Origin of the sequence: Nocardioides taihuensis, from assembly GCF_042657275.1 — a bacterium.
GTDB classification, from domain to species: domain Bacteria; phylum Actinomycetota; class Actinomycetes; order Propionibacteriales; family Nocardioidaceae; genus Nocardioides; species Nocardioides taihuensis.
The window spans coordinates 105,209-123,944 of record NZ_JBHSKD010000007.1 but is presented as its reverse complement, the minus strand read 5'-3'; the positions used below and the strand labels follow the sequence as shown (position 1 = coordinate 123,944).

23 protein-coding genes are annotated in these 18,736 nt (G+C 74.5%); 15 read left to right on the top strand and 8 right to left on the bottom strand.

Annotated features, from left to right (window positions below; all coding sequences use genetic code 11):
* Window positions 1–3: 3 nt before the first annotated feature.
* Both ACFPGP_RS06610 and ACFPGP_RS06605 read right to left on the bottom strand, forming a co-directional pair.
* On the bottom strand, window positions 4–966 hold the full coding sequence (locus ACFPGP_RS06610; RefSeq protein WP_378588547.1) for an ABC transporter ATP-binding protein: 963 nt from the start codon (window positions 964–966) through the stop codon (window positions 4–6).
* Window positions 963–1,853, bottom strand: a complete 891-nt coding sequence (locus ACFPGP_RS06605; RefSeq protein WP_378588544.1) for an ABC transporter ATP-binding protein — start codon at window positions 1,851–1,853, stop codon at window positions 963–965. The genes ACFPGP_RS06610 and ACFPGP_RS06605 overlap by 4 nt, the downstream gene beginning before the upstream one ends.
* A 193-nt stretch (window positions 1,854–2,046) precedes the next feature.
* Between ACFPGP_RS06605 and ACFPGP_RS06600 the strand changes: the two genes are divergently transcribed.
* From ACFPGP_RS06600 to ACFPGP_RS06580, 5 genes are read left to right on the top strand one after another with little or no spacing between them, the layout of a single operon-like run.
* Complete coding sequence (locus ACFPGP_RS06600) at window positions 2,047–2,478, top strand: hypothetical protein (RefSeq protein ID WP_378588541.1); 432 nt, start codon at window positions 2,047–2,049, stop codon at window positions 2,476–2,478.
* The gene (locus ACFPGP_RS06595; RefSeq protein WP_378588538.1) at window positions 2,475–3,917 is read left to right on the top strand and encodes a ferredoxin reductase family protein; all 1,443 of its coding nucleotides are present in this window, start codon (window positions 2,475–2,477) and stop codon (window positions 3,915–3,917) included. Before ACFPGP_RS06600 ends, ACFPGP_RS06595 begins: the two co-directional genes overlap by 4 nt.
* Before the next feature lie 4 nt (window positions 3,918–3,921).
* On the top strand, window positions 3,922–4,449 hold the full coding sequence (locus ACFPGP_RS06590) for an FMN-binding protein (RefSeq protein WP_378588535.1): 528 nt from the start codon (window positions 3,922–3,924) through the stop codon (window positions 4,447–4,449).
* Window positions 4,449–5,213 (top strand): FAD:protein FMN transferase, encoded by a 765-nt coding sequence (locus ACFPGP_RS06585; protein ID WP_378588533.1) that lies wholly within the window; start codon window positions 4,449–4,451, stop codon window positions 5,211–5,213. The genes ACFPGP_RS06590 and ACFPGP_RS06585 overlap by 1 nt, the downstream gene beginning before the upstream one ends.
* A gap of 59 nt (window positions 5,214–5,272) precedes the next feature.
* Entirely contained in the window at window positions 5,273–6,181 is a 909-nt protein-coding gene (locus tag ACFPGP_RS06580; protein ID WP_378588530.1) for a hypothetical protein, read from the top strand.
* On the opposite strand, the gene ACFPGP_RS06575 is transcribed toward ACFPGP_RS06580, so the two are convergent.
* The gene (locus ACFPGP_RS06575; RefSeq protein ID WP_378588527.1) at window positions 6,178–6,465 is read right to left on the bottom strand and encodes a DUF1905 domain-containing protein; all 288 of its coding nucleotides are present in this window, start codon (window positions 6,463–6,465) and stop codon (window positions 6,178–6,180) included. The genes ACFPGP_RS06580 and ACFPGP_RS06575 overlap by 4 nt on opposite strands.
* Window positions 6,466–6,467: 2 nt before the next feature.
* The gene (locus ACFPGP_RS06570) at window positions 6,468–7,772 is read right to left on the bottom strand and encodes an MFS transporter (RefSeq protein ID WP_378588525.1); all 1,305 of its coding nucleotides are present in this window, start codon (window positions 7,770–7,772) and stop codon (window positions 6,468–6,470) included.
* An 89-nt stretch (window positions 7,773–7,861) separates the two neighbouring features.
* Between ACFPGP_RS06570 and ACFPGP_RS06565 the strand changes: the two genes are divergently transcribed.
* The 3 genes from ACFPGP_RS06565 to ACFPGP_RS06555 are packed head-to-tail and all read left to right on the top strand — an operon-like array spanning window position 7,862 to window position 9,146.
* Window positions 7,862–8,227, top strand: coding sequence for an ArsR/SmtB family transcription factor (locus ACFPGP_RS06565; protein WP_378588522.1), 366 nt, complete (start codon window positions 7,862–7,864; stop codon window positions 8,225–8,227).
* Complete coding sequence (locus ACFPGP_RS06560; protein WP_378588520.1) at window positions 8,224–8,709, top strand: SRPBCC family protein; 486 nt, start codon at window positions 8,224–8,226, stop codon at window positions 8,707–8,709. The genes ACFPGP_RS06565 and ACFPGP_RS06560 overlap by 4 nt, the downstream gene beginning before the upstream one ends.
* Window positions 8,706–9,146: a VOC family protein gene (locus ACFPGP_RS06555; protein ID WP_378588518.1), complete on the top strand. Its 441-nt coding sequence runs from the start codon at window positions 8,706–8,708 to the stop codon at window positions 9,144–9,146. The genes ACFPGP_RS06560 and ACFPGP_RS06555 overlap by 4 nt, the downstream gene beginning before the upstream one ends.
* Window positions 9,147–9,212: 66 nt before the next feature.
* Here ACFPGP_RS06555 and ACFPGP_RS06550 read toward each other — a convergent pair whose 3' ends face one another.
* Both ACFPGP_RS06550 and ACFPGP_RS06545 read right to left on the bottom strand, forming a co-directional pair.
* Window positions 9,213–9,566 carry an AzlD domain-containing protein gene (locus ACFPGP_RS06550; RefSeq protein WP_378588516.1) on the bottom strand — a complete coding sequence of 118 codons (354 nt, stop codon included), beginning with the start codon at window positions 9,564–9,566 and terminating at the stop codon, window positions 9,213–9,215.
* Window positions 9,563–10,234, bottom strand: a complete 672-nt coding sequence (locus ACFPGP_RS06545; protein WP_378588514.1) for an AzlC family ABC transporter permease — start codon at window positions 10,232–10,234, stop codon at window positions 9,563–9,565. Before ACFPGP_RS06545 ends, ACFPGP_RS06550 begins: the two co-directional genes overlap by 4 nt.
* A 252-nt stretch (window positions 10,235–10,486) precedes the next feature.
* Here ACFPGP_RS06545 and ACFPGP_RS06540 point away from each other — a divergent pair, with 252 nt between their 5' ends.
* The 7 genes from ACFPGP_RS06540 to ACFPGP_RS06510 all read left to right on the top strand — a co-directional run bounded on the left by ACFPGP_RS06540 (window position 10,487) and on the right by ACFPGP_RS06510 (window position 17,064).
* Window positions 10,487–12,304: a GAF domain-containing sensor histidine kinase gene (locus ACFPGP_RS06540; protein WP_378588512.1), complete on the top strand. Its 1,818-nt coding sequence runs from the start codon at window positions 10,487–10,489 to the stop codon at window positions 12,302–12,304.
* A gap of 73 nt (window positions 12,305–12,377) precedes the next feature.
* A complete protein-coding gene (locus ACFPGP_RS06535) occupies window positions 12,378–12,950 on the top strand; it encodes a GNAT family N-acetyltransferase (RefSeq protein ID WP_378588510.1) in 573 nt (190 codons plus the stop codon).
* A gap of 87 nt (window positions 12,951–13,037) precedes the next feature.
* Window positions 13,038–13,991, top strand: coding sequence for a hypothetical protein (locus ACFPGP_RS06530; protein ID WP_378588507.1), 954 nt, complete (start codon window positions 13,038–13,040; stop codon window positions 13,989–13,991).
* Window positions 13,988–15,400, top strand: coding sequence for an ATP-binding protein (locus ACFPGP_RS06525; protein WP_378588504.1), 1,413 nt, complete (start codon window positions 13,988–13,990; stop codon window positions 15,398–15,400). The genes ACFPGP_RS06530 and ACFPGP_RS06525 overlap by 4 nt, the downstream gene beginning before the upstream one ends.
* A gap of 125 nt (window positions 15,401–15,525) precedes the next feature.
* Entirely contained in the window at window positions 15,526–15,879 is a 354-nt protein-coding gene (locus tag ACFPGP_RS06520; protein WP_378588501.1) for a spore germination protein GerW family protein, read from the top strand.
* A gap of 51 nt (window positions 15,880–15,930) precedes the next feature.
* Entirely contained in the window at window positions 15,931–16,452 is a 522-nt protein-coding gene (locus ACFPGP_RS06515) for a DinB family protein (protein WP_378588499.1), read from the top strand.
* Between the two features lie 54 nt (window positions 16,453–16,506).
* Window positions 16,507–17,064 carry a DinB family protein gene (locus ACFPGP_RS06510; protein WP_378588497.1) on the top strand — a complete coding sequence of 186 codons (558 nt, stop codon included), beginning with the start codon at window positions 16,507–16,509 and terminating at the stop codon, window positions 17,062–17,064.
* Between the two features lie 9 nt (window positions 17,065–17,073).
* Here the strand turns inward: ACFPGP_RS06510 and ACFPGP_RS06505 are convergent, their stop codons facing one another.
* Complete coding sequence (locus ACFPGP_RS06505) at window positions 17,074–17,721, bottom strand: dihydrofolate reductase family protein (RefSeq protein ID WP_378588494.1); 648 nt, start codon at window positions 17,719–17,721, stop codon at window positions 17,074–17,076.
* A gap of 87 nt (window positions 17,722–17,808) precedes the next feature.
* The gene (locus ACFPGP_RS06500; RefSeq protein ID WP_378588491.1) at window positions 17,809–18,708 is read right to left on the bottom strand and encodes a phosphotransferase family protein; all 900 of its coding nucleotides are present in this window, start codon (window positions 18,706–18,708) and stop codon (window positions 17,809–17,811) included.
* Window positions 18,709–18,736 lie beyond the last annotated feature (28 nt).

The following is an 18,736-nucleotide window of genomic DNA, read 5'->3' as shown; positions in this document are numbered from 1 at the left end:
TCCTCACGGGCCGGGACGCCGGAACGCCGCGTTCACGTCGTCGGTGTCGTCGGTGTCGTCGGGTCCCTCGTCCGCGGCCCGGTGCTGCGACTCGTGCAGCGGCTCGTGCAGCGGCTCGTGCAGCGGCTCGTGGTGCGGCTCGTCGTGCAGCCCGGGGTGCTCGGGGTGCGGCGGCTCGGGCAGCACCTCGGGCTCGGGCTCCGCCGGGACCGCCGGCTCGGCCGGGGCGGCGTGCCGCGGCAGCTGCACGGGGCGGCTCCGGCCGGTCAGGTGCACCTCCTCGACGTGGTCGACCAGGCGGCCCTCGTCGAGCACGTAGTGGGTGTCGCACAGGTCGACCACCGCGGGGTCGTGGGTCGCCACCACGACCACCGCGCCGCGCTCGGCCTCGGCGCGCAGCTCGGTGAGCACCAGCATCCTGTTGCCCTCGTCGAGCTCGCTGGTGGGCTCGTCGGCCAGCAGCACCCCGGCGCCGACGACGAGGCCGCGGGCGCAGGCGACGCGCTGCATCTGGCCGCCGGACAGCTCCTCGACCTGCCGGTCACCGAGGTCGGAGATGTGGAAGCGGGCGAGGGCCGCCTCGGCGCGCTCGTCGGCCTCGCGCGGCCCGACGCCGCGGGCGCGGAGCGCGACCGAGACGTTCTCGCGGGCCGACAGGATCGGCACCAGGCCGTAGACCTGGAGGACGAAGGCCACCTCGGGGCGCGGGTCACCGGTCCCCTGCCACATCGGGCGGTCGCCGAACGTCGCGGTGCCGGTCGTGGGCTCGACGAGCCCGCCGGCGATCGAGAGCAGCGTGGTCTTGCCGGAGCCGCTCGGGCCCGACACCGCGGTGAGCTCGCCGGCGCGCAGCTCGAGGTCGATGCCGTCGAGCAGCGCGCGGGAGAGGACGTAGGAGATGCCGCTGAGCTGCAGCGAGGTGGCCACGCGGGCGTGGGCGCCGGTGCGGGCGGTCTCGGTGGTCATGCCAGTCCCTCCTCCTCGCCGCGGGGGCGCGAGACGACCAGCCGGTCGACCTGCTCGGGCTCGATCCGCACCAGCGTGCCCGGTGGCCACTCGGCGGCCAGGTGGGTGGGGAGGTGCACGACGCCCTCGGCGCCGATCACGACGTACTCCGCGCCGTCGCGGCCCTCCGAGCCGACGCGGCCGCCCTTCATGGTGACCGTGCGCGGGAAGGTGGCCGCGACCTCGGGCTGGTGGGTGACCACCACGATCGTGGTGCCGAGGTCGTCGCCGAGGTCGTGGATCAGGCCGATCACGTGGTCGCGGTCCTCGTGGCTGAGCTGGCTGGTGGGCTCGTCGGCGAGCAGCAGCTGGGGTCCGGTGGAGACCGCGCAGGCCAGGGCCAGGCGCTGCCGCTGGCCGCCGGACATGGTGGAGACCACCTGGTCGGCGGTCTCCTCGAGGCCGACCTTGGCGAGCAGATCGCGCTCGTCGAGCACCTCCTTGCGCTCCGACGACGACAGCGCGAGGCGGGCGAAGGCGATGTTCTGGCGGGCGGTGGCGTACGGCAGCAGGTTGCGGGTGGAGCCCTGGAGCATGGTGCTCACGCGGCGCGCGCGCACGCGCGAGAGGAAGCGCTCGCCCATCCGCGAGATCTCCTCGTCGCCGAGGAAGATCCGGCCGGCGCTGGGCTTCTGGATCCCGCCGAGCAGCGTGAGCAGCGTCGACTTGCCCGAGCCGCTGGGGCCGAGGAACGCGACCCGCTCGCCGGGCTCGATGCTGAGGTCGACGCCCTGGAGCGCGACCACGTCGTGCCCCTCGAAGGTGCGGTAGAGGTGCACGACACCCTGGCACCGGACGGCCACCCCGCCGGGGCGCCCCAGCTCCCCGACGTCGTACGCCTCGCTCACCCTCTCCCCCCTCCTGTTCCGACCGTTACCAGACCAGACGCGGGGTCCGCGGGCAACGATCGTGGCCGGTTCGTCACCGACCCGTGACCGGGATCCTGTCACCGCCCGCCCCTGCCGGGCCCGCCCGGGGGCTCACAGGTGGCTCACAGGTGGCACCGGGGACTCCCTCAGACGGGCGCCGCAGGCTGTGCCCATGACCGACGACAAGTTCCCCCCGAACACTCCCGAGAACGCGCCCGGGAACAGCGGTTCCCGCTGGGAGCCCGACCCCGCCGCCCCGGTGGAGGGCGTGGCCGCGGCCCCCGTGCCGCCCGTCGACCCGGCGTACGACCCGGCCTCCCCCGGCGCCCCGGCGGCTCCGCCCGCTCCTGCGGCGCGCCGCCGCCCCAGCCGCACCCAGGCGCTCACCGGCGGCATCGCCGCCGCGGCACTGGTCGTCGGCGGCGGCCTCGGCCTCGCGGTCGGGCACGTGACAGCCGGCGACGACCACGGCCGCGACGGCTTCAGCGACGTCTCGTTCCAGCAGGGCGACCACGGTCTCCCGCCCGACGTCAACGGGGTCCCCGCCCCCGGCCAGCCCCCCCTGGGTGACGACGACGACGGCGACACGGACGCCGACTCATGAGCACCGCCCTCGACCGCTCCCACCCGGCCGCCGCGTCCGCGCGGCGGCCCACCCCGCTGCCGGTGCACCCGAGCCGTGCCGGCAGCGACGCGACGGTGCGCGGGATCGCCCGCGCCCTGCTCGGCGGCAGCCTGCTGCTGGTGACGTGGTGGTGGGCGGCCGGGGGCGGCATCACCGACCTCACCGGCATCGGCAACCTCGGCGGCCCCGCGGCCGCCCTGACCTCCCTCGGCCGGGTCACCGGCCTGTGGGCCTCGGTGCTGCTGCTGGCGCAGGTGGTGCTGATGGCCCGGGTGCCGATCCTCGAGCGCGCCTTCGGCCAGGACCGCCTCACCCAGCACCACCGGGTGGTCGGCTTCTCCTCGTTCACCCTGATGCTGGCCCACATCGTCCTGATCACCTGGGGGTACGCCGGCGCCTCGCTCGTCGCGATCCCCCGCCAGCTGTGGACGCTCACGTTCGACTACCCCGGCATGCTGCTGGCCTTCGCCGGCACCGCCGCGCTGGTGATGGTCGTCGTGACCAGCCTGCGCGCCGCGCGCAAGCGGTTGCGCTACGAGTCGTGGCACCTGCTGCACCTCTACGCCTACCTCGGCGTCGGCCTCGCGCTGCCCCACCAGCTCTGGACCGGGCAGCAGTTCCTCACCAGCACCGCCAGCACGATCTTCTGGTGGTCCGCGTGGGCGCTGGCCGCCGGGTCGATCCTCGTCTGGCGCGTCGGCCTGCCCCTGGCGCGCAGCCTGCGGCACCGGCTGCGGGTGACCTCGGTCGTGCCCGAGGGCGATGGCAGCGTCTCGGTCTACCTGACCGGCCACCACCTCGACGCGCTGCGGGTCGAGCCCGGGCAGTTCTTCCTCTGGCGCTTCCTGGGCCGCGGCTGGACCCGCGCCCACCCCTACTCCCTGTCCGCCGCCCCCGACGGCCGCTCGCTGCGGGTCACCGTCAAGGCGCTCGGCGACGGCAGCGCGGCCGTGCACGGCATCCGTCCCGGCACCCGCGTGCTGGTCGAGGGGCCGTACGGCCGCCTGGCCCCGCGGGCCCGGACCCGTCGCAAGGTGGCGCTGATCGGCGCCGGCGTCGGCATCACCCCGCTGCGGGCGCTGGCCGAGGGCCTGCACTACCACCCGGGCGAGGCAGTGCTCCTGCACCGGTACAACGACGAGCCGCTGTTCGCCCCGGAGTTCGAGGTGCTGGCCCGCGAGCGTGGCCTGCGGGTGCTGCCCCTGCCCGGCCGGCGCCGGGCCGACGGCTCCTGGCTGGGGCGCGGCGTACCCGCCGGCACCAGCGACCTCGGCGCCCTGCGCTGGTGGGTCCCCGACATCGCCGAGCGCGACGTGTTCCTCTGCGGGCCCGAGCGGTGGGCCGCGATGGTGACCGACACCCTGTCCGCCGCCGGCGTCCCCGCGTCGGCGATCCACGTCGAGTCGTTCGGGTGGTGACGAGATGAGGCGCATCCTCGGCTGGGCCGGTGCCACCGCGACGGTGGTGGCGCTGCTCTTCGGCTACCACACCTCGACCGCGGGGGCGCTGCAGGCCGGCTCCGCCGACTCCGCCTTCCACGGGTCGCTGAGCTCCGGCGCCGGCAGCACCACCAGCGGCTCGTCGGGCGGCTCGTCGGGCGGCTCGTCGGGCGGCTCGTCCGGCGGCGCGGCCAACGGCACCGGCTCCGCGGGCGGCTCCTCCAGCGCACCGGCCACGCAGAAGACGAGCGGCGACGTCGCCCAGACGCCGTACGGCCCGCTGCAGGTGGCGATCACGACCTCGGGCAGCCAGGTCACCGACGTGTCGGTGCTGCAGTACCCGAACAGCAACGGCACCGACCAGCAGATCAACTCCTACGCGCTGCCGCGCCTCATCGACGAGACGCTCAAGGCGCAGAGCGCGCAGATCGACATGGTCAGCGGCGCGACCTACACCAGCAACGGCTACCTGCAGTCGCTGCAGTCCGCCCTCGACCGGGCGGGTGTGTGATGACCGCGACCACCAGGACCACGACGACCGCAGCTCCCGTACGCCGGGTGGTGCAGCTGATGGGGATGCCGATCTCGCTGGCCCTGCGCGGGCGGCACGCCGGCACGCCCGAGGGGGACGCCGCCTGGGCAGCCGCGGTGGCCGAGCTGCGCTGGGTCGACGAGGTGTTCAGCACCTGGCGCGAGGACTCCTACGTCTCGCGGTACGCCCGCCACGAGGTCGCGCTGACCGACTGCCCGCGCGAGCTGGCCGAGGTGGTCGCGATCGGCCTGGCCGCCGAGCGGGAGTCGCACGGTGCCTTCTCGATCATGCGCGGCGGTCACTTCGACCCGACCGGCGTGGTCAAGGGCTGGGCGGTCGACCGCGCTGCCGCGCACCTGCAGGTGCTCGGGGACACCGACGTCTGCCTCAACGCGGGCGGCGACCTGACCTGCTCCACCCGCCCCGGAGCCGAGCCGTGGATGGTCGGTGTCGAGCACCCGCTCGACCCGGTGCGACTCGTGGCGCGGGTGCCGGTCCACCGGGGCGGCGTCGCCACCTCGGGCACCGCCCACCGCGGCGCCCACCTCGTCGACGCCCGCAGCGGCGAGGCCCCCTCAGCCGTGGCGTCGGTGACGGTCGTGGCACCCACGCTGACCGAGGCCGACGTCGAGGCCACCGCGGCGTACGCCCTCGGGCCGGACGCCGCCGCCTGGCTGCGCACCCGGCCCGGCCGCGTCGGGCTGGTGGTGTGGCGCGACGGCAGCACCGAGGTGATCGGCTGACACCACGCCTTCCCGGCCGGCGGACCCCGGCCGGGGGCACCGGCGACTACCGTGGCCGCATGCGCGTCAGGGGTACGACGACGGGGGTGCTGCTCGCCCTGCTCGCCCTGCTCGCACTGTCCGCGTGCTCCGGCGACGGCACCGGCGCGGACGCCGCGAGCACCAGCCCGACGCCCTCGATCCGGACGCTGTCGCCGCTCCCGATGCCCGACATGGGCCCACCCGACGGCAAGGTCGTCGCTGACCTGCGGCAGTCGTCGCGCGACGCGGCGCTCAACCGCTTCGAGGTGTGGATCGGCAACGGGCTGGACCGCGACCTCCGCCCGACCCGGATCCTCTACCTCGACCCGCGCTTCCGCGCGCCGATCCCCGGCGAGCGGCTGCGCCTCGACCCGGCCGGCTCCGAGCGGGGCTACCCGCTGACCCAGCCGGCGCGGCCCGCCTGCGGCGTCGACGGCGGTCGCGGCCGGGTGCAGGTGACGGCGGGCGGGGAGACGACGACCTACCCGGTGCAGGACGAGGCCGACGTCGTCGCCCGCTACGTCGCGAGCCGCTGCTTCGAGCTCGCCTCGCAGCGGGTGGCCACGCTGTCCTTCTCCGACGAGGTGACGACCCGCCAGGAGGGCGACGTCGAGGTCGGGACGCTGACCCTGCTCGTCGACCCGACAGGCGGCTCGGCCGGCCGGCTGTCGGTGGTCTCGGTGACCGGCACGCCGGTGCTCACGGCGTACCCGCGTGGCTCGTGGCACCCCCGCGTCACCGTCGCCGGCGGCGACCCCGTGCAGCGCATCGAGCTGCCGACCGTGCCGGCGCGCTGCGACGGTCACGCCTTCGGGGAGTCGGGCGGCGCCACGGCGTTCCGGGTCGCGCTCCGGCTCGACGGGCAGCCCGGCGAGCTGCTGGTGCGGATGTCGCCGGAGGGCGCGCGGGCCGCGATCGGGTTCGCCGAGGACGCCTGCGGCATCTAGCCCAGGCGCTCGGTCAGCACGACGGTGACGTCGTCCCCGGCTCCCTTGCCGATCGCGTTGCGGAGAGCGGCGTTCACCGGCAGCTTGTGCGTACCGTCGCCCAGCGCCATGAACGAGGAGGCGAACGGCTCGCCGTCCACGGTCCCGCGGACCTTGACCAGGCCGTGGGTGCCGAAGCGCTCGACGGACCCGGGCCACACGACGTAGGTCCAGCCGCCGGGGTTCGGGCTCCTCACCAGGGTCGCGGAGAAGGTGATGTCGAGGGGGCCGGCCGTCGGGTTCATGGTCAGGCAGACCCGGGGGCGGGCGCGGACTCATCGCCCGTCGGGCGCGGCAGGCGGTAGCGCACGAACGCGGGTACGGCGAGGGCGGCGACCGCCGTACCGACCACGACCAGCACGCCGCCACCCGCAGCAGCGGCCGCGGCGCCCACCATGGCGGCGGCGCTGCCGTGCACGACGTCCGCGATCCGCGGCCCGCCGGCGACCACGACGATGAAGATGCCCTGCAGGCGCCCGCGCACGTCGTCGGAGGCGGCCGACTGCAGCATGCTGGTGCGGAAGGCGGCCGAGACCATGTCGGCGGCTCCGCCGACGACGAGCATGCCGACGGCCACCGCGAGCATGGTGCCCGCCGCTCCGTCGGCCAGGCCGGCGGCGATGCCGAAGCCGGTCATCGCCACGCCCCACACCACGATTGCCCAGATCACGGCGAGGCCCTGCCGCTCGATCCGCGAGACCCAACCGGAGAACACGCCGCCGAGCACCGCACCGGCCGGGATCGCCGCGAACAGCAGCGCAAACGCCAGCCCGCCCTCGTCGGGCCCGCCGAAGCTGGTGTGCGCGATCTCCGGGAAGAGGGCGCGGGGCATGCCGAAGACCATCGCGATGATGTCGACGACGAACGACATCAGCAGCACGGGGTGGTGGCGCAGGTAGGCCAGCCCGTCGACCACCGAGCGCAGGCCAGGCGACGTGATCGCTCCCTCGACCGGCAGCCGCGGCAGGCCGACCACCGCGAACAGCGTGGCGAAGAGCGTGACGGTGTCGGCGAGGTAGAGCCACGAGAAGCCGAGCACCGGGATCAGGGCGCCGGCCACCAGCGGCCCCGCGATCGCGCCGGCCTGGAAGACCGTCATGTTGAGGGAGTTGGCGGCCGGCAGCAGGTGGGCCGGCAACAGCTTGGGCAGCACCGCGCTGCGGGTCGGCTGGTTGACCGCGAAGAACGCCTGCTGCACCGAGAACAGCCCCAGCAGCAACCACACGTTCGTGTTGCCCGCGGCGGCCTGCAACCAGAAGAGCGCGCTGGTGCCGATCAGGCCGAACGTCGTGCAGATCAGCAGGGTGCGCCGGTCCACCGCGTCGGCGAGCGCCCCGCCCCACAGGCCGAAGACCACGAGCGGGACGAGCCCGAAGACGCCGGTCAGCCCGACGTAAGCCGAGGAGCCGGTGATGCCGTAGATCTGGGCGGGCACCGCCACCACGGTGAGCTGCGCCCCGATGACCGTGACGATGTTGGCCAGCCAGAGACGGCGGTAGTGCGGCTCCGCGAGGGGGCGGGTGTCGGCCAGGAGGCCCCGGAGCGCAGGCACGGGAGGCGACGCTACCCGGGGGGTTGACGTGCTCCTGTCGTCGTGGTTTTATTCAATCTATCGGTTGATCAATGAGAGGGTTGAGCACGATGACCACACGGACCGACGAGCAGGCCGAGGAGCGGCTCGACCGCGCCTTCGCCGCGCTGGCCGACCCCGTGCGCCGCGGCATCGTGGCCCGCCTCTCGACCGGGCCGGCGACGGTCAACGAGCTCGCCGCGCCGTACGACATCAGCCTGCAGGCGGTCTCGCGGCACATCGCCGTGCTCGAGCAGGCCGGCCTGGTCACCCGCACCCGCGACGCCCAGCGGCGCCCGGTGCACCTCGAGCCGGCCGCACTGGAGTCGCTGACCGCCTGGCTCGACGGCTACCGGCTCGAGCACGAGCGGCGGTTCCGCCGCCTCGACGCCGTCCTGACCGACACCACCACCACCTCGGAGGAGACACCGTCATGACCCACTCCCTGCACGTCAACGCCCCCGCGGGCCTGCCCTACATCGACACCGAGCGCGACTTCGACGCCCCGGTCCCGGCCGTGTTCGACGCCCACCGTGACCCGGAGAAGCTCAAGCGGTGGATGGGACCCGACGACCTGTCGGTCGAGATCCCGGAGCTCGACTTCACCACCCACGGCGGCTGGCGCATGGTGCACCGCGACGCCGACGGCAACGAGTACGCCTTCCACGGCACCTTCCACACCGTGCGCGAGAACGACCTCGCCGTGCAGACCTTCGAGTTCGACGGTGCCCCCGACCAGGTCTCCCTCGAGTTCCTCACCTTCACCGACCTCGGTGACGGCCGCACCCGGCTGAGCGCCCACGCCGTCTACCCCTCGCTCGAGGCGCGCGACGCGATGGTCGCCAGCGGCATGGAGACCGGCATGACCGAGGGCTACCGCAAGCTCGACGACCTCCTCGCCGGGGCAGTGGCCCGGTGAGCACCCCCCTCGACTGGACGCTCGAGGTCGTCGTCCTCCCGGTCTCCGACCTCGACCGGGCCATCGCCTTCTACGCCGACCAGGTGGGCTTCGTGCTCGACCACCGCACCACCAACGAGCACATGGACGTCGCCCAGCTCACGCCGCGCGGCTCAGGCTGCTCGATCGTGGTCGGCACCCTCCCGGCCCAGCAGGCGATGGCGCCGGGATCGCTCCGGGGCCTCCAGCTCGTGGTGGCCGACGCCGAGGCCGCCCGCGCCGAGCTGGTGGGCCGCGGTGTCGCGTGCGACGAGATCCAGGTCATCGACCCCCGCGACGGCGGCACGTTCTTCGGCTTCGCCGACCCCGACGGCAACACCTGGGCGGTCCAGCAGATCCGCGCCCGGGCCGAGACTCCACTGATCCCGCTCGACCACCGCGGCCGCTTCGGCGACTGAGCCCGACCGGTAGTACGTCACGAACAGCCCCATGTCTTCCCGAGGACCGGGGGCTTTCGTGACGTACTACCCCGCGGTGAGCTGGCGGACGAGGGCCGTGGTCACCACCGCCAGCACCATCACCACCACGAGGGGGAGGCGGAGGGCGAGGGCGACGCAGGCGACCGCGAGGCCGGCGAGCTTGCCGGGGTCGACGTCGACGCCACCGTCGGGGCCGGGGACCACGACCTCGACGACGACGAGGGCCGTCATCAGCGCCGTGGGCAGCAGCGCGACGGCGGGGCGCGTGCGCTCGGGCAGGTCGCGCCTCCCGAGCAGGAAGGGTCCGGTGGCCCTGATCGCGATCGTGGCCAGGGCCAGCAGGCCGATGGTCGTCCAGACGGTGGCGGCACTCGCCGTCCCGCCGACCAGGTCGCTCACCGGACCTCTCCCCGGCGGTCGCGGAAGAGCGCCAGCACGCACGCGAGCGCGGCCACCGCGATCGGGAGGCCGGCGGGCAGCACCGGCGTGGTGAGCACCGCCAGGGCCGCCGCGGTCACCGACACCGTCACCGCCGTACGCCCGAAGCGGCGCAGCTCGCCGGCCAGCAGGCTGGCGAAGAAGACCGGCAGCAGGACGTCGATCCCCCACGCCTCGGGGTCGGGGATCGCGCCGGCCGCGAGCACGCCCAGGACGGTGCCACCGATCCAGCAGACCGCCTGCACCGCGGTCGACCAGAGCAGCACGGCGCGGTCGAACGTGCCGTCGCCGCGCGCCGCCAGTGCGAACGACGCGTCGACCACGGCCTGTCCCTCGATGCTGCGGCGCAGCCGGCCGCCCCGGAGCGACGGCGCGACCGCGAACCCCGTCGGCAGGTAGCGCAGGTTGGTCAGAGCGCCCGCGAGGGCGGCGGCACCGGCCGCCCCTCCGGCGGTGAGCACGCCGAGTGCGGCGAACTGCGCGCCACCCGCAAAGACCACCACCGACATCACGACCGGCGGCAGCGGCCCCATCACCGGCTCGGCGAGCAGGCCGAACGCCGCGCCGATCGTGAGCATCGGGACGACCAGGGGCAGCGCCCGGCGCCCGCCCTCGGGCCAGAGGTCCATCACCCGCCCGCCTCCTTCCGGACAGTTCGGGGCGTTCAGCCCCGATCGTCGCGCACGACAGGGGAGTTCTGCTCCGCACTGTCCGGCACGCGCGCGCTCCACCCGAGGGCGGGCGTGGCCCACGTGGACCATTTCTCCCTTGGCCGACCGTGCGCCGGCGGTCGCATACCGAGAGTAGGCCGGACGTTCCTCCCCATTTCCGGGCAGCGGCACCTACCCTCGTCGTGACCCGGACGCAATGGGGGATGGTGAATGGGCGCGCAGGGTTCACGTGAGGTGCTGGCGCTCCGCGGCCTCCACGACCTGATGACCCGGGTGAACGCCGTGCCCGACCTCGAGGAGCTGCTGCGCACCGCCTGCCAGGGCGTGGTCGACGTGCTCGGGTTCCGGCTCGCGGTGATCAACTGCCTCGACGCGCACGGCTACCTCGAGTGTCTCGCCGTGGCCGGTGAACCGAGCGCGGTCGAGGCGATGATGGGCCGCCGCACGCCGGCCGACGAGATCCTCTCCGAGATGGAGATCGCCGACGAGTGGGGCCGGCTCCGCTTCCTGCCGCACGACCGGCTGCCTCCCGACGTCACCAGCGGCTGGATCCCCGACATCGAGCCGCTCGACGTGCCCGACGCCTGGCACCCCCTCGACACGCTCTACGCGCCGCTGCACGACCCGAGCGGGCGGCTGCTCGGCGTGCTCGGCGTCGACCTGCCCGAGGACGGGCTGCGCCCCGGTGCCCTGCGCCGCCAGGTCCTCGAGATGTACGCCGTGCAGGCCGGCCTCGCCCTCCACCACGCGCAGGAGCGCGAGCGCCTGTCGGAGAAGCTCCGGCTCGGCAACGCCGCCCGGACGATCGTGGCGACCGCGGCCCGCGAGCTCGACCTCGCCCTGATCCTCGGGCAGAGCGTCGCCCCCCTGGTCGAGGGCTTCGAGTGCGAGCGGCTGTGGGTGCGCGCGATCGAGACGACCCGCACCGGCGAGACCCGCGGCCGCGGGACCGGCCACCCCGCGGACATGGCCGGGCTCGCGACGCCCGAGCTGCTGGCGGTGGCCGAGTCGCTGGCCCGCCGCTGCTGGGCCGACAACCGCACCGTCGTGGTCGGCGGGCTCGGCGACACCTCCGGGGGCCTGCTCGCCGACGAGGAGCGCGGCCTGCTGGTCGGCCTCCTCGACGGGCTCGGCGGCGGCAGCCTGCTCGGCGTACCCCTGGGAGCGGGTCCGGAGTGCCTGGGCTACCTCGTGCTGATCCGCGCCGACACCGCCCGGTCGTGGGGCGGGGAGGAGAGCGAGGCGGCGCTGGTGATCGGGCACGAGATCGGGCGGGCGGTGCTGCACGCCCGGCTCTTCGAGCGCGAGCGCGAGCTCAACGGGGAGCTGCAGGAGCTCGACCGCTACAAGGGCGAGCTGATCTCGACGATCACCCACGAGCTGAAGACGCCGCTCACCACGATCCTCGGCCACGCCGAGCTGCTGGAGGACACGCCCGCCCCGCAGGAGAGCGTCCGGGCGATCGCCCGCAACGCGGAGCGGCTGCAGACCCTCGCCGAGGACCTGCTGCTGCTGGCCAAGGTCAAGGACCCCCACCGCCCCATGATCCCGGTGCCGGTCGACGTCTCGGCGCTGGTGCGCGAGACCCACGAGCTCTTCGACCTGCTCGCGCAGCGGCGCGGCGTGCGGCTGGAGGTCGCCGACGACGGCCACGGCGGCGGCATCCACGCGCGGGGCGACCGCGACGAGCTCGAGCGCGCGCTGATCAACGTGGTCGGCAACGCGATCAAGTACACGCCCGGGGGCGGCTCGGTCACCCTCGCCGTGCACACCGAGGGACCCGACGTCGTCGTCACCTGCCGCGACACCGGCCTCGGCATCGCCGAGGACGACCACGCGACGCTCTTCGACGAGTTCAACCGCTCCTCCAACCCCGACGCCCAGACCCGCCCCGGCTCCGGCCTGGGCCTGGCCATCGTGAAGCGGATCGTCGACCGGCACCGCGGCACGATCAGCCTCGAGTCGACCCTCGGCGAGGGCAGCACCTTCCGGATCGCCGTACCGGTGGCGGGCCCCGAGCGCTCCTGAGCTCCTGCCTGCCGTGCGGTGGTCCCCGGAATTCGCGCGCGCCGGAGGCACCCCGGGGCCGATCATGGGGCGCATGCCCCAGGACCTCTCCGCCGTGCCGTGGCCGGTGACCACGCCCCGGTTGTCGATCCGGACCGCCATCATCGAGGACGGCGACGCGGTGTGGCAGATCCGTCGACAGCCCTCGGTCCGGCACTGGATGACCGCCGACGACTCCGACCGGGCTGACTTCGCCGAGCGGTGGGCCGACCCGGACCGGCTCGCGGTGACCCTCGTGGTCGAGAAGGACGGCGTGCTGATCGGCGACTTGATGCTGATGCTGCAGGACGCCTGGTCGCAGCGGGAGGTGCGCGCGCAGGCCGCCGGCACGCAGGCCGAGCTCGGCTGGGTGATCGACCCGGCGCACAGCGGGCAGGGCTACGCCACCGAGGCGGCCCGGGCCCTGGTGGAGATCAGCTTCGGCCCGCTCGGGCTGCGTCGGGTGATCGCGCAGTGCTTCGCCGACAACACTGCTTCCTGGCGGGTGATGGAGAAGGTCGGCATGCGGCGCGAGGACCACGCCGTACGCGAGTCGCTGCACCGCAGCGGAGAGTGGCTGGACGGCTTCCGCTACGCCCTGCTGGCCGACGAGTGGCCGCGCGGCTGACCCGGTCCGAGTCATCCGCGGCGCAGGACCCGCGGATCCCCGGCAGCCCCTAGGTTGACCCCGTCGGGAGCCGCACGAGGGAGCACGATGTCCGAGTCCACGCCGCCAGGAGCGGACGCCGAGCCGCCGCGCGCCGGGGTGTGGGGCCGGGTCCGCCAGGTCACGGAGTGGGGCCGCGCCGAGGCCGACTCGCTGCCGTGGGTGGGGCACCTGATCCACGAGTGGCGGCGCGTCGAGGTGGTCGACCGTTCGCTGGCCATCGGCGCGCAGGGGCTGCTGGCCCTGCTGCCGATGCTGGTCGTCGTGACCTCACTGGTGCCCGACGAGCTCGGCAAGCTCGTCGGCGAGCGCTTCTCGGACAGCATGGGGCTGACCGGCGCCTCGGCCGACACCGTGCAGACCACCGTGACCCAGGACGTCGGCTCCACCATCGGCTTCATCGGCGCGCTGATCACGCTGCTCACGGCGTCGAGCTTCTCCCGTGCCCTGCAGCGGATGCACGCACGGGTCCACGGCCTGTCCACGGCGGACGCCTCCGGCTGGATCGTGGCCAGCCTCTTCTGGCTGGCCGGCTTCCTGGCCTTCCTCGCGGCGATGGCGGCCGTGGCCTGGCTGCGCGACGACACGGGGATCGGCGGCTCGTGGTGGTGGCTGCTGGTGAGCCTCACCGTGCAGACCCTGTTCTGGTGGTGGACGGCGCACGTGCTGCTGCTCGGCCTGCGTCCCTACCGGGTCCTGCTGCCCGGCGCGATCCTGTCGATGATCGGCACCGTGGCCCTCGCGGGCGCCTCCGACCTCTTCATGCCGCCGTACACCAACCGCTACCTGGAGAGCTTCGGCGTCCTGGGCCTGGTGCTCGCGATCGCGACCTGGCTGATCGGCTTCGCCGGGGCGCTCGTGCTGGCCGCCGGCATCGGCCGGCTGCTGACCACGATCGACGTCCTGCCCTTCCGGTGGTTCCGGTACGACGCGCCGCCCTCGGCCCCCGCCCCGCACGACCTCACCCCCGTCGAGATCCACCCCACCCGGAGAAAGCCATGACCGAGACCTGCCGTGCCCGCTCGACCGACGGTCGCACGATGACGCTCTTCCTCACCGGCCCGGGGCCCAGCCTGCTGCCCGGCGACCTGGTCGTCGCCGACGACGGCGAGGAGTCCTACCTCGCCCAGGTCGTGCAGCCGCCGTTGCCGGCCTCGACGCTGGAGCCGGCCCGGCCGGGCACCGGCAGCGTGATCGGCCGCATCGGCGCCGACCTCGTGCCCCACCGCTCCGACCGGGCGCCGTTCGCCGACGCGGCCGTCTCGCCCGCCGGCCCCGACCACCTCGGCGCGCTGCTCGACGCGCGCGGGGCCGACCTCCCGATCGGCACCTGGTCGGCCGGGGACGGAGGCGTGGCGGCGCGGGTGCGGGCGGCCGGCTTCAACCGGCACTCGTTCCTCTGCGGCCAGAGCGGCAGCGGCAAGACCTACGCACTCGGCGTGGTGCTCGAGCAGCTGCTCCTCCACACCGACCTGCGCATGGTGGTGCTCGACCCCAACGCCGACTTCGTGCGGCTCGACCAGCCCCGGGAGGGCGCGGACGCCGCGCAGGTCGAGCGGGTCGCGCACATGGTGCGGCACGGCTTCCGGGCCCTCGGTGCCCCCGGCAACGAGGCCGGGCGGGAGCCCATGCTGCTGCGGCTGATGACGATGCCCCGGCGTGCCCAGGCCGCGGTGCTCCAGCTCGACCCGATCCTCAACCGCGAGGAGTACCACTCCTTCCACCAGCTGACCTCGACGATCCGCTCGAGCGAGGTCGCCGAGATGGTCGTGGAGATGGCGGCGCAGGGCGGCGGCGCAGCGGCCCTGGCCCAGCGGCTGGAGAACCTCGGCCTCGTCGACTGGGAGGTGTGGGCCCGTGACCGGCGCAGCGCGGCCGAGACCATCGCCGAGGAGGGCGGCACGACCGTGCTCGACCTCAGCGGCTTCCGCGACCCGCGCGAGCCGCTCGCCGTCACCCTCGACGTGGTCGAGCACCTGTGGACGCACAAGGAGGACCGCACGCCCACGCTGCTGGTGATCGACGAGGCGCACAACCTGTGCCCGCCCGATCCCGAGGACCCGCTCGCGGCCGCGGTCGTACGCCGGCTCGTGCAGATCGCCGCCGAGGGCCGCAAGTACGGGCTCTGGCTGCTGCTCTCGACCCAGCGGCCCTCGAAGATCCACCCCCAGGTGCTCACCCAGTGCGACAACCTGGTGCTGATGCGGATGAACTCCCCGGCGGACCTCGGCGAGCTCGGCACGGTGTTCGGGTTCGCTCCGGCGGACATGGTGGCCGCCTCGCCCGAGTTCGTGCAGGGCGAGGCGCTGCTGGCGGGTGGCTTCGTCGCCGTCCCGTCGCTCATCCGGATGGGCGAGCGGCTCACCCGCGAGGGCGGCAGCGACGTGCCGGTGCCGATCGCGCGCCGCTGACCGCGACGCGGTCCCGCGCGTTGCCCCGCGACACCCGGGAACCGGTGACCTCCGGCCCTGCCGCGGCCGCGACCGGGCGACGAACGTGGGACCCGGGGCGCCCACGCACGAGCCGAGGAGGGGACATGTTGGTGACGGACGCGATCAGTGCAGCACGGGACGCGGTGACGGTGAGCCGCGTGTACGGCGAGCCCTACGAGAAGGACGGCGCGACGGTCATCCCCGCGGCCATCGTGAGCGGCGGCGCCGGCGGCGGGGAGGGCCACGACGCCGAGAAGAACCAGGACGGCCAGGGCGGCGGCTTCGGCGTCAGCGGACGCCCGGCCGGCGCCTGGGTGATCCGCAACGGCGATGCGACGTGGCGGCCCGCGGTCGACCCCAACCGGGTCGTGCTCGTGGTCGGCATGGTCACGATCGCGTGGCTGGTCTGCCGGCCGCGGCTGGCACGGGCGAAGGCAGCCCTGCGCGCCTCCGACTGATCGCCTCGCCCACGGGTGCCGCGGATCGCGCCGCCGCCGTACGCTCCCCGCATGAGCGACGACCGCCCGGACCCCGGCTACCCGCTCGACGAGTCCGGGACGCTGCTCGGCTTCCTGGAGTTCCACCGCGCCACGCTGCTGCTCAAGACCGGGGGCCTCGACGCCGACCAGCTCGCCGCCACGCTCGGGCCGTCACCGGTCACGCTGGGTGGCCTGCTGTCGCACCTGAGCTTCGTCGAGCACTGGTGGCTCCACCACGTCCTCGCCGGTCGCGAGGTCGCCGAGCCGTGGGCGTCGCTGGACTGGGACGCCGACCCCGACCAGGACTGGCACCTCGCCACCGCGCTCACGCCGGCACAGCTGCGCGCGTCGTACGAGGCCGAGGTGGCGCGCTCGCGCGCGACGGTCGCGGCGGCCGGGTCGCTCGACGAGCTGTCGGCGGTGGCCAGCGAGCGCACCGGGCGCCACTTCAACCTGCGCTGGATCCTCGTGCACCTCGTCGAGGAGTACGCCCGCCACAACGGGCACGCGGACCTCGTGCGCGAGGCCGTCGACGGCGCGACGGGTCAGTGAGATCCCCGTGATCGAGGACAGTTCCTGACCTCAGGACTCCCTACCGTGGAAGGCATGACGATGACCTCGACCGACCCGACCACCGCCCCCACGACCGGCGAGCGCGCCGACGTCCTCGACGTGCTGCGCAAGCACCGCGCCCTCTTCCGGCACACCGTCGACGGCCTCACCGACGAGCAGGCCCGCCTCACGCCCACCGTCAGCACGCTCAGCCTCGGCGGGCTGGTCAAGCACGTGTCGGCGGTCGAGCAGACCTGGGCCTCGTTCGTCACCGACGGCCCGCGCGAGTCCGACATCAACTGGGCGGACGTCGACTGGAGCAACCCGCCGCCCGAGGTGCAGGCCTACGCCGACGGCTTCCGGATGCTCGAGGGCGAGACGCTCGCCGGCCTCCTCGCGGCGTACGACGAGGTGGCCGCGGCGACCGACGCCCTCGTGCTGACCGTCGACCTCGACGCCCGCCAGCCGCTGCCCGCGGCGCCGTGGTTCGAGCCGGGCGCCTCGTGGAGCGCGCGCCGGGTCTTCGCGCACATCGTGGCCGAGACCGCGCAGCACGCCGGCCACGCCGACATCATCCGCGAGACCATCGACGGGCAGAAGTCGATGGGCTGAGCACCGGCGTCAGGCCGGGTCCGGCCGCCCCGCCCGGCGGGTGAAGGTCAGGTGGGTGACGCCGCTGGGCGAGGAGACCGCCTCGATGTCGTAGGTGTCCTCGAGCGCCTCCAGCCCGTCCCAGAGCCGCACGCCCCGGCCGAGCACGATCGGGACCTGCACGAGGTGCAGGTGGTCCACGAGCCCCGCCGCCACGAAGTCGCGGACGACGGTGGGGCCGCCGCCGATCCGCACGTCGAGCCCGTCGGCGGCCTCCCGGGCCACGGCCAGCGCGTCGGCGGGGGTCGCGTCGAGGAAGTGGAAGGTCGTGCCGCCCTCCATCTCCAGCGGCGGTCGCGGGTGGTGGGTGAGCACGAACGTCGGGGTGTGGAACGGCGGGTCCTCGCCCCACCAGCCCCGCCAGTCGGGATCGTCGTGCCACCCGGGTGGCCCGAACTTGTGCGCGCCCATGATCTCGGCGCCGAAGCCCTCGCCGTGCCGCACGGCGAACGCGTCGTCGACCCCGACCGAGCCCCCCTCGTCCCAGAAGCGCGTGGCGAACATCCACGTGTGAAGACGCTGGCCGGCGTGGCCGAACGGCGCCTCCCGGGACTGCGGCTCCCCGGTGGCGAAGCCGTCGAGCGAGATCGAGAGGTTGTGGACGCGGGTGCGTGACATGGGGTCGTCCTCCGATGGTCGTCGGCGGTCGGGAGGGCCGACCGCAACCTCACCACGTTCTCATCGGTGACGGGCCCCGGCCATGCCTCAGGTCGTGCCGAGGGTCCACGCCCAGGCCCGCCGCGCGTTCTCGACGTACGACGGGCGGCCCGCGGCGTGGCCGAAGGCGAGGTCCTCGAGGACCTTGCAGCAGGCCAGGAACGGCACCCGCGCAGCGACCTCGTCGGCGGCGCCGCCCCGGTCGGCGTACGCCGCGAGCGCGGCCTCCAGCCCCGCTGGTCCGAGGTCGCGCAGCACGAGCGCGAGGTCGTGAGCCGGGTCGCCCACCGCGGCGTCGTCCCAGTCGATGACGCCGGTGATCCGCAGGCTCCCGGCGTCGGCAGCGTCGTCGACCAGGACGTGCTCCGCCCCGAGGTCGAGGTGGCTGAACACGAGCCCGCGCGCGGGAGCCGGCGGCTCCCGGTCGAGGAAGCGGTGGACGTCGTCGCGCCCCGGCGCATCGAGCACCGGGGCGACCCGGGCCGCGAGCCCGGCCGCCTCGCGGTGCCACTCCCCGGGCGGGGTGTCGTCGACGTCGACGAGGTCGGCATGCTCCTCAGGCGGCCAGGTGTGCAGCTCGGAGAGCAGCCTGCCGAGCGCCGCCCCCACGGCGGGCGCGCCGGCGGTGCGGACCTCGGGCGCGACGTCGAGCAGCGGGCGGCCGGGCAGCCGCCGGACCACGACCAGCCCCACGTCGGGCAGGGTCCGGACGACCTCGGGGACGGGCAGGCCCACCCGGGCCCCGACGCGTCGCAGCAACGCGGCCCGGCGCTCGACCTCGCCCGGCGCAGCGGCGGCCGCCGGCCAGCCGCGTGGCACGGTCACCAGCTCGTCGGTGTCGCCGACCCGGTAGGTGCGGCTCTCCCCGCCGCGGGCAAAGGGTGAGAGCGGGGCGCCCAGCGCGGACTCGAGCGAGCCGAGCTGCTCCCCGTCCGGCCCGCTCCCCATGCCGCCATCGTGCCGCACGTCGTCCTCG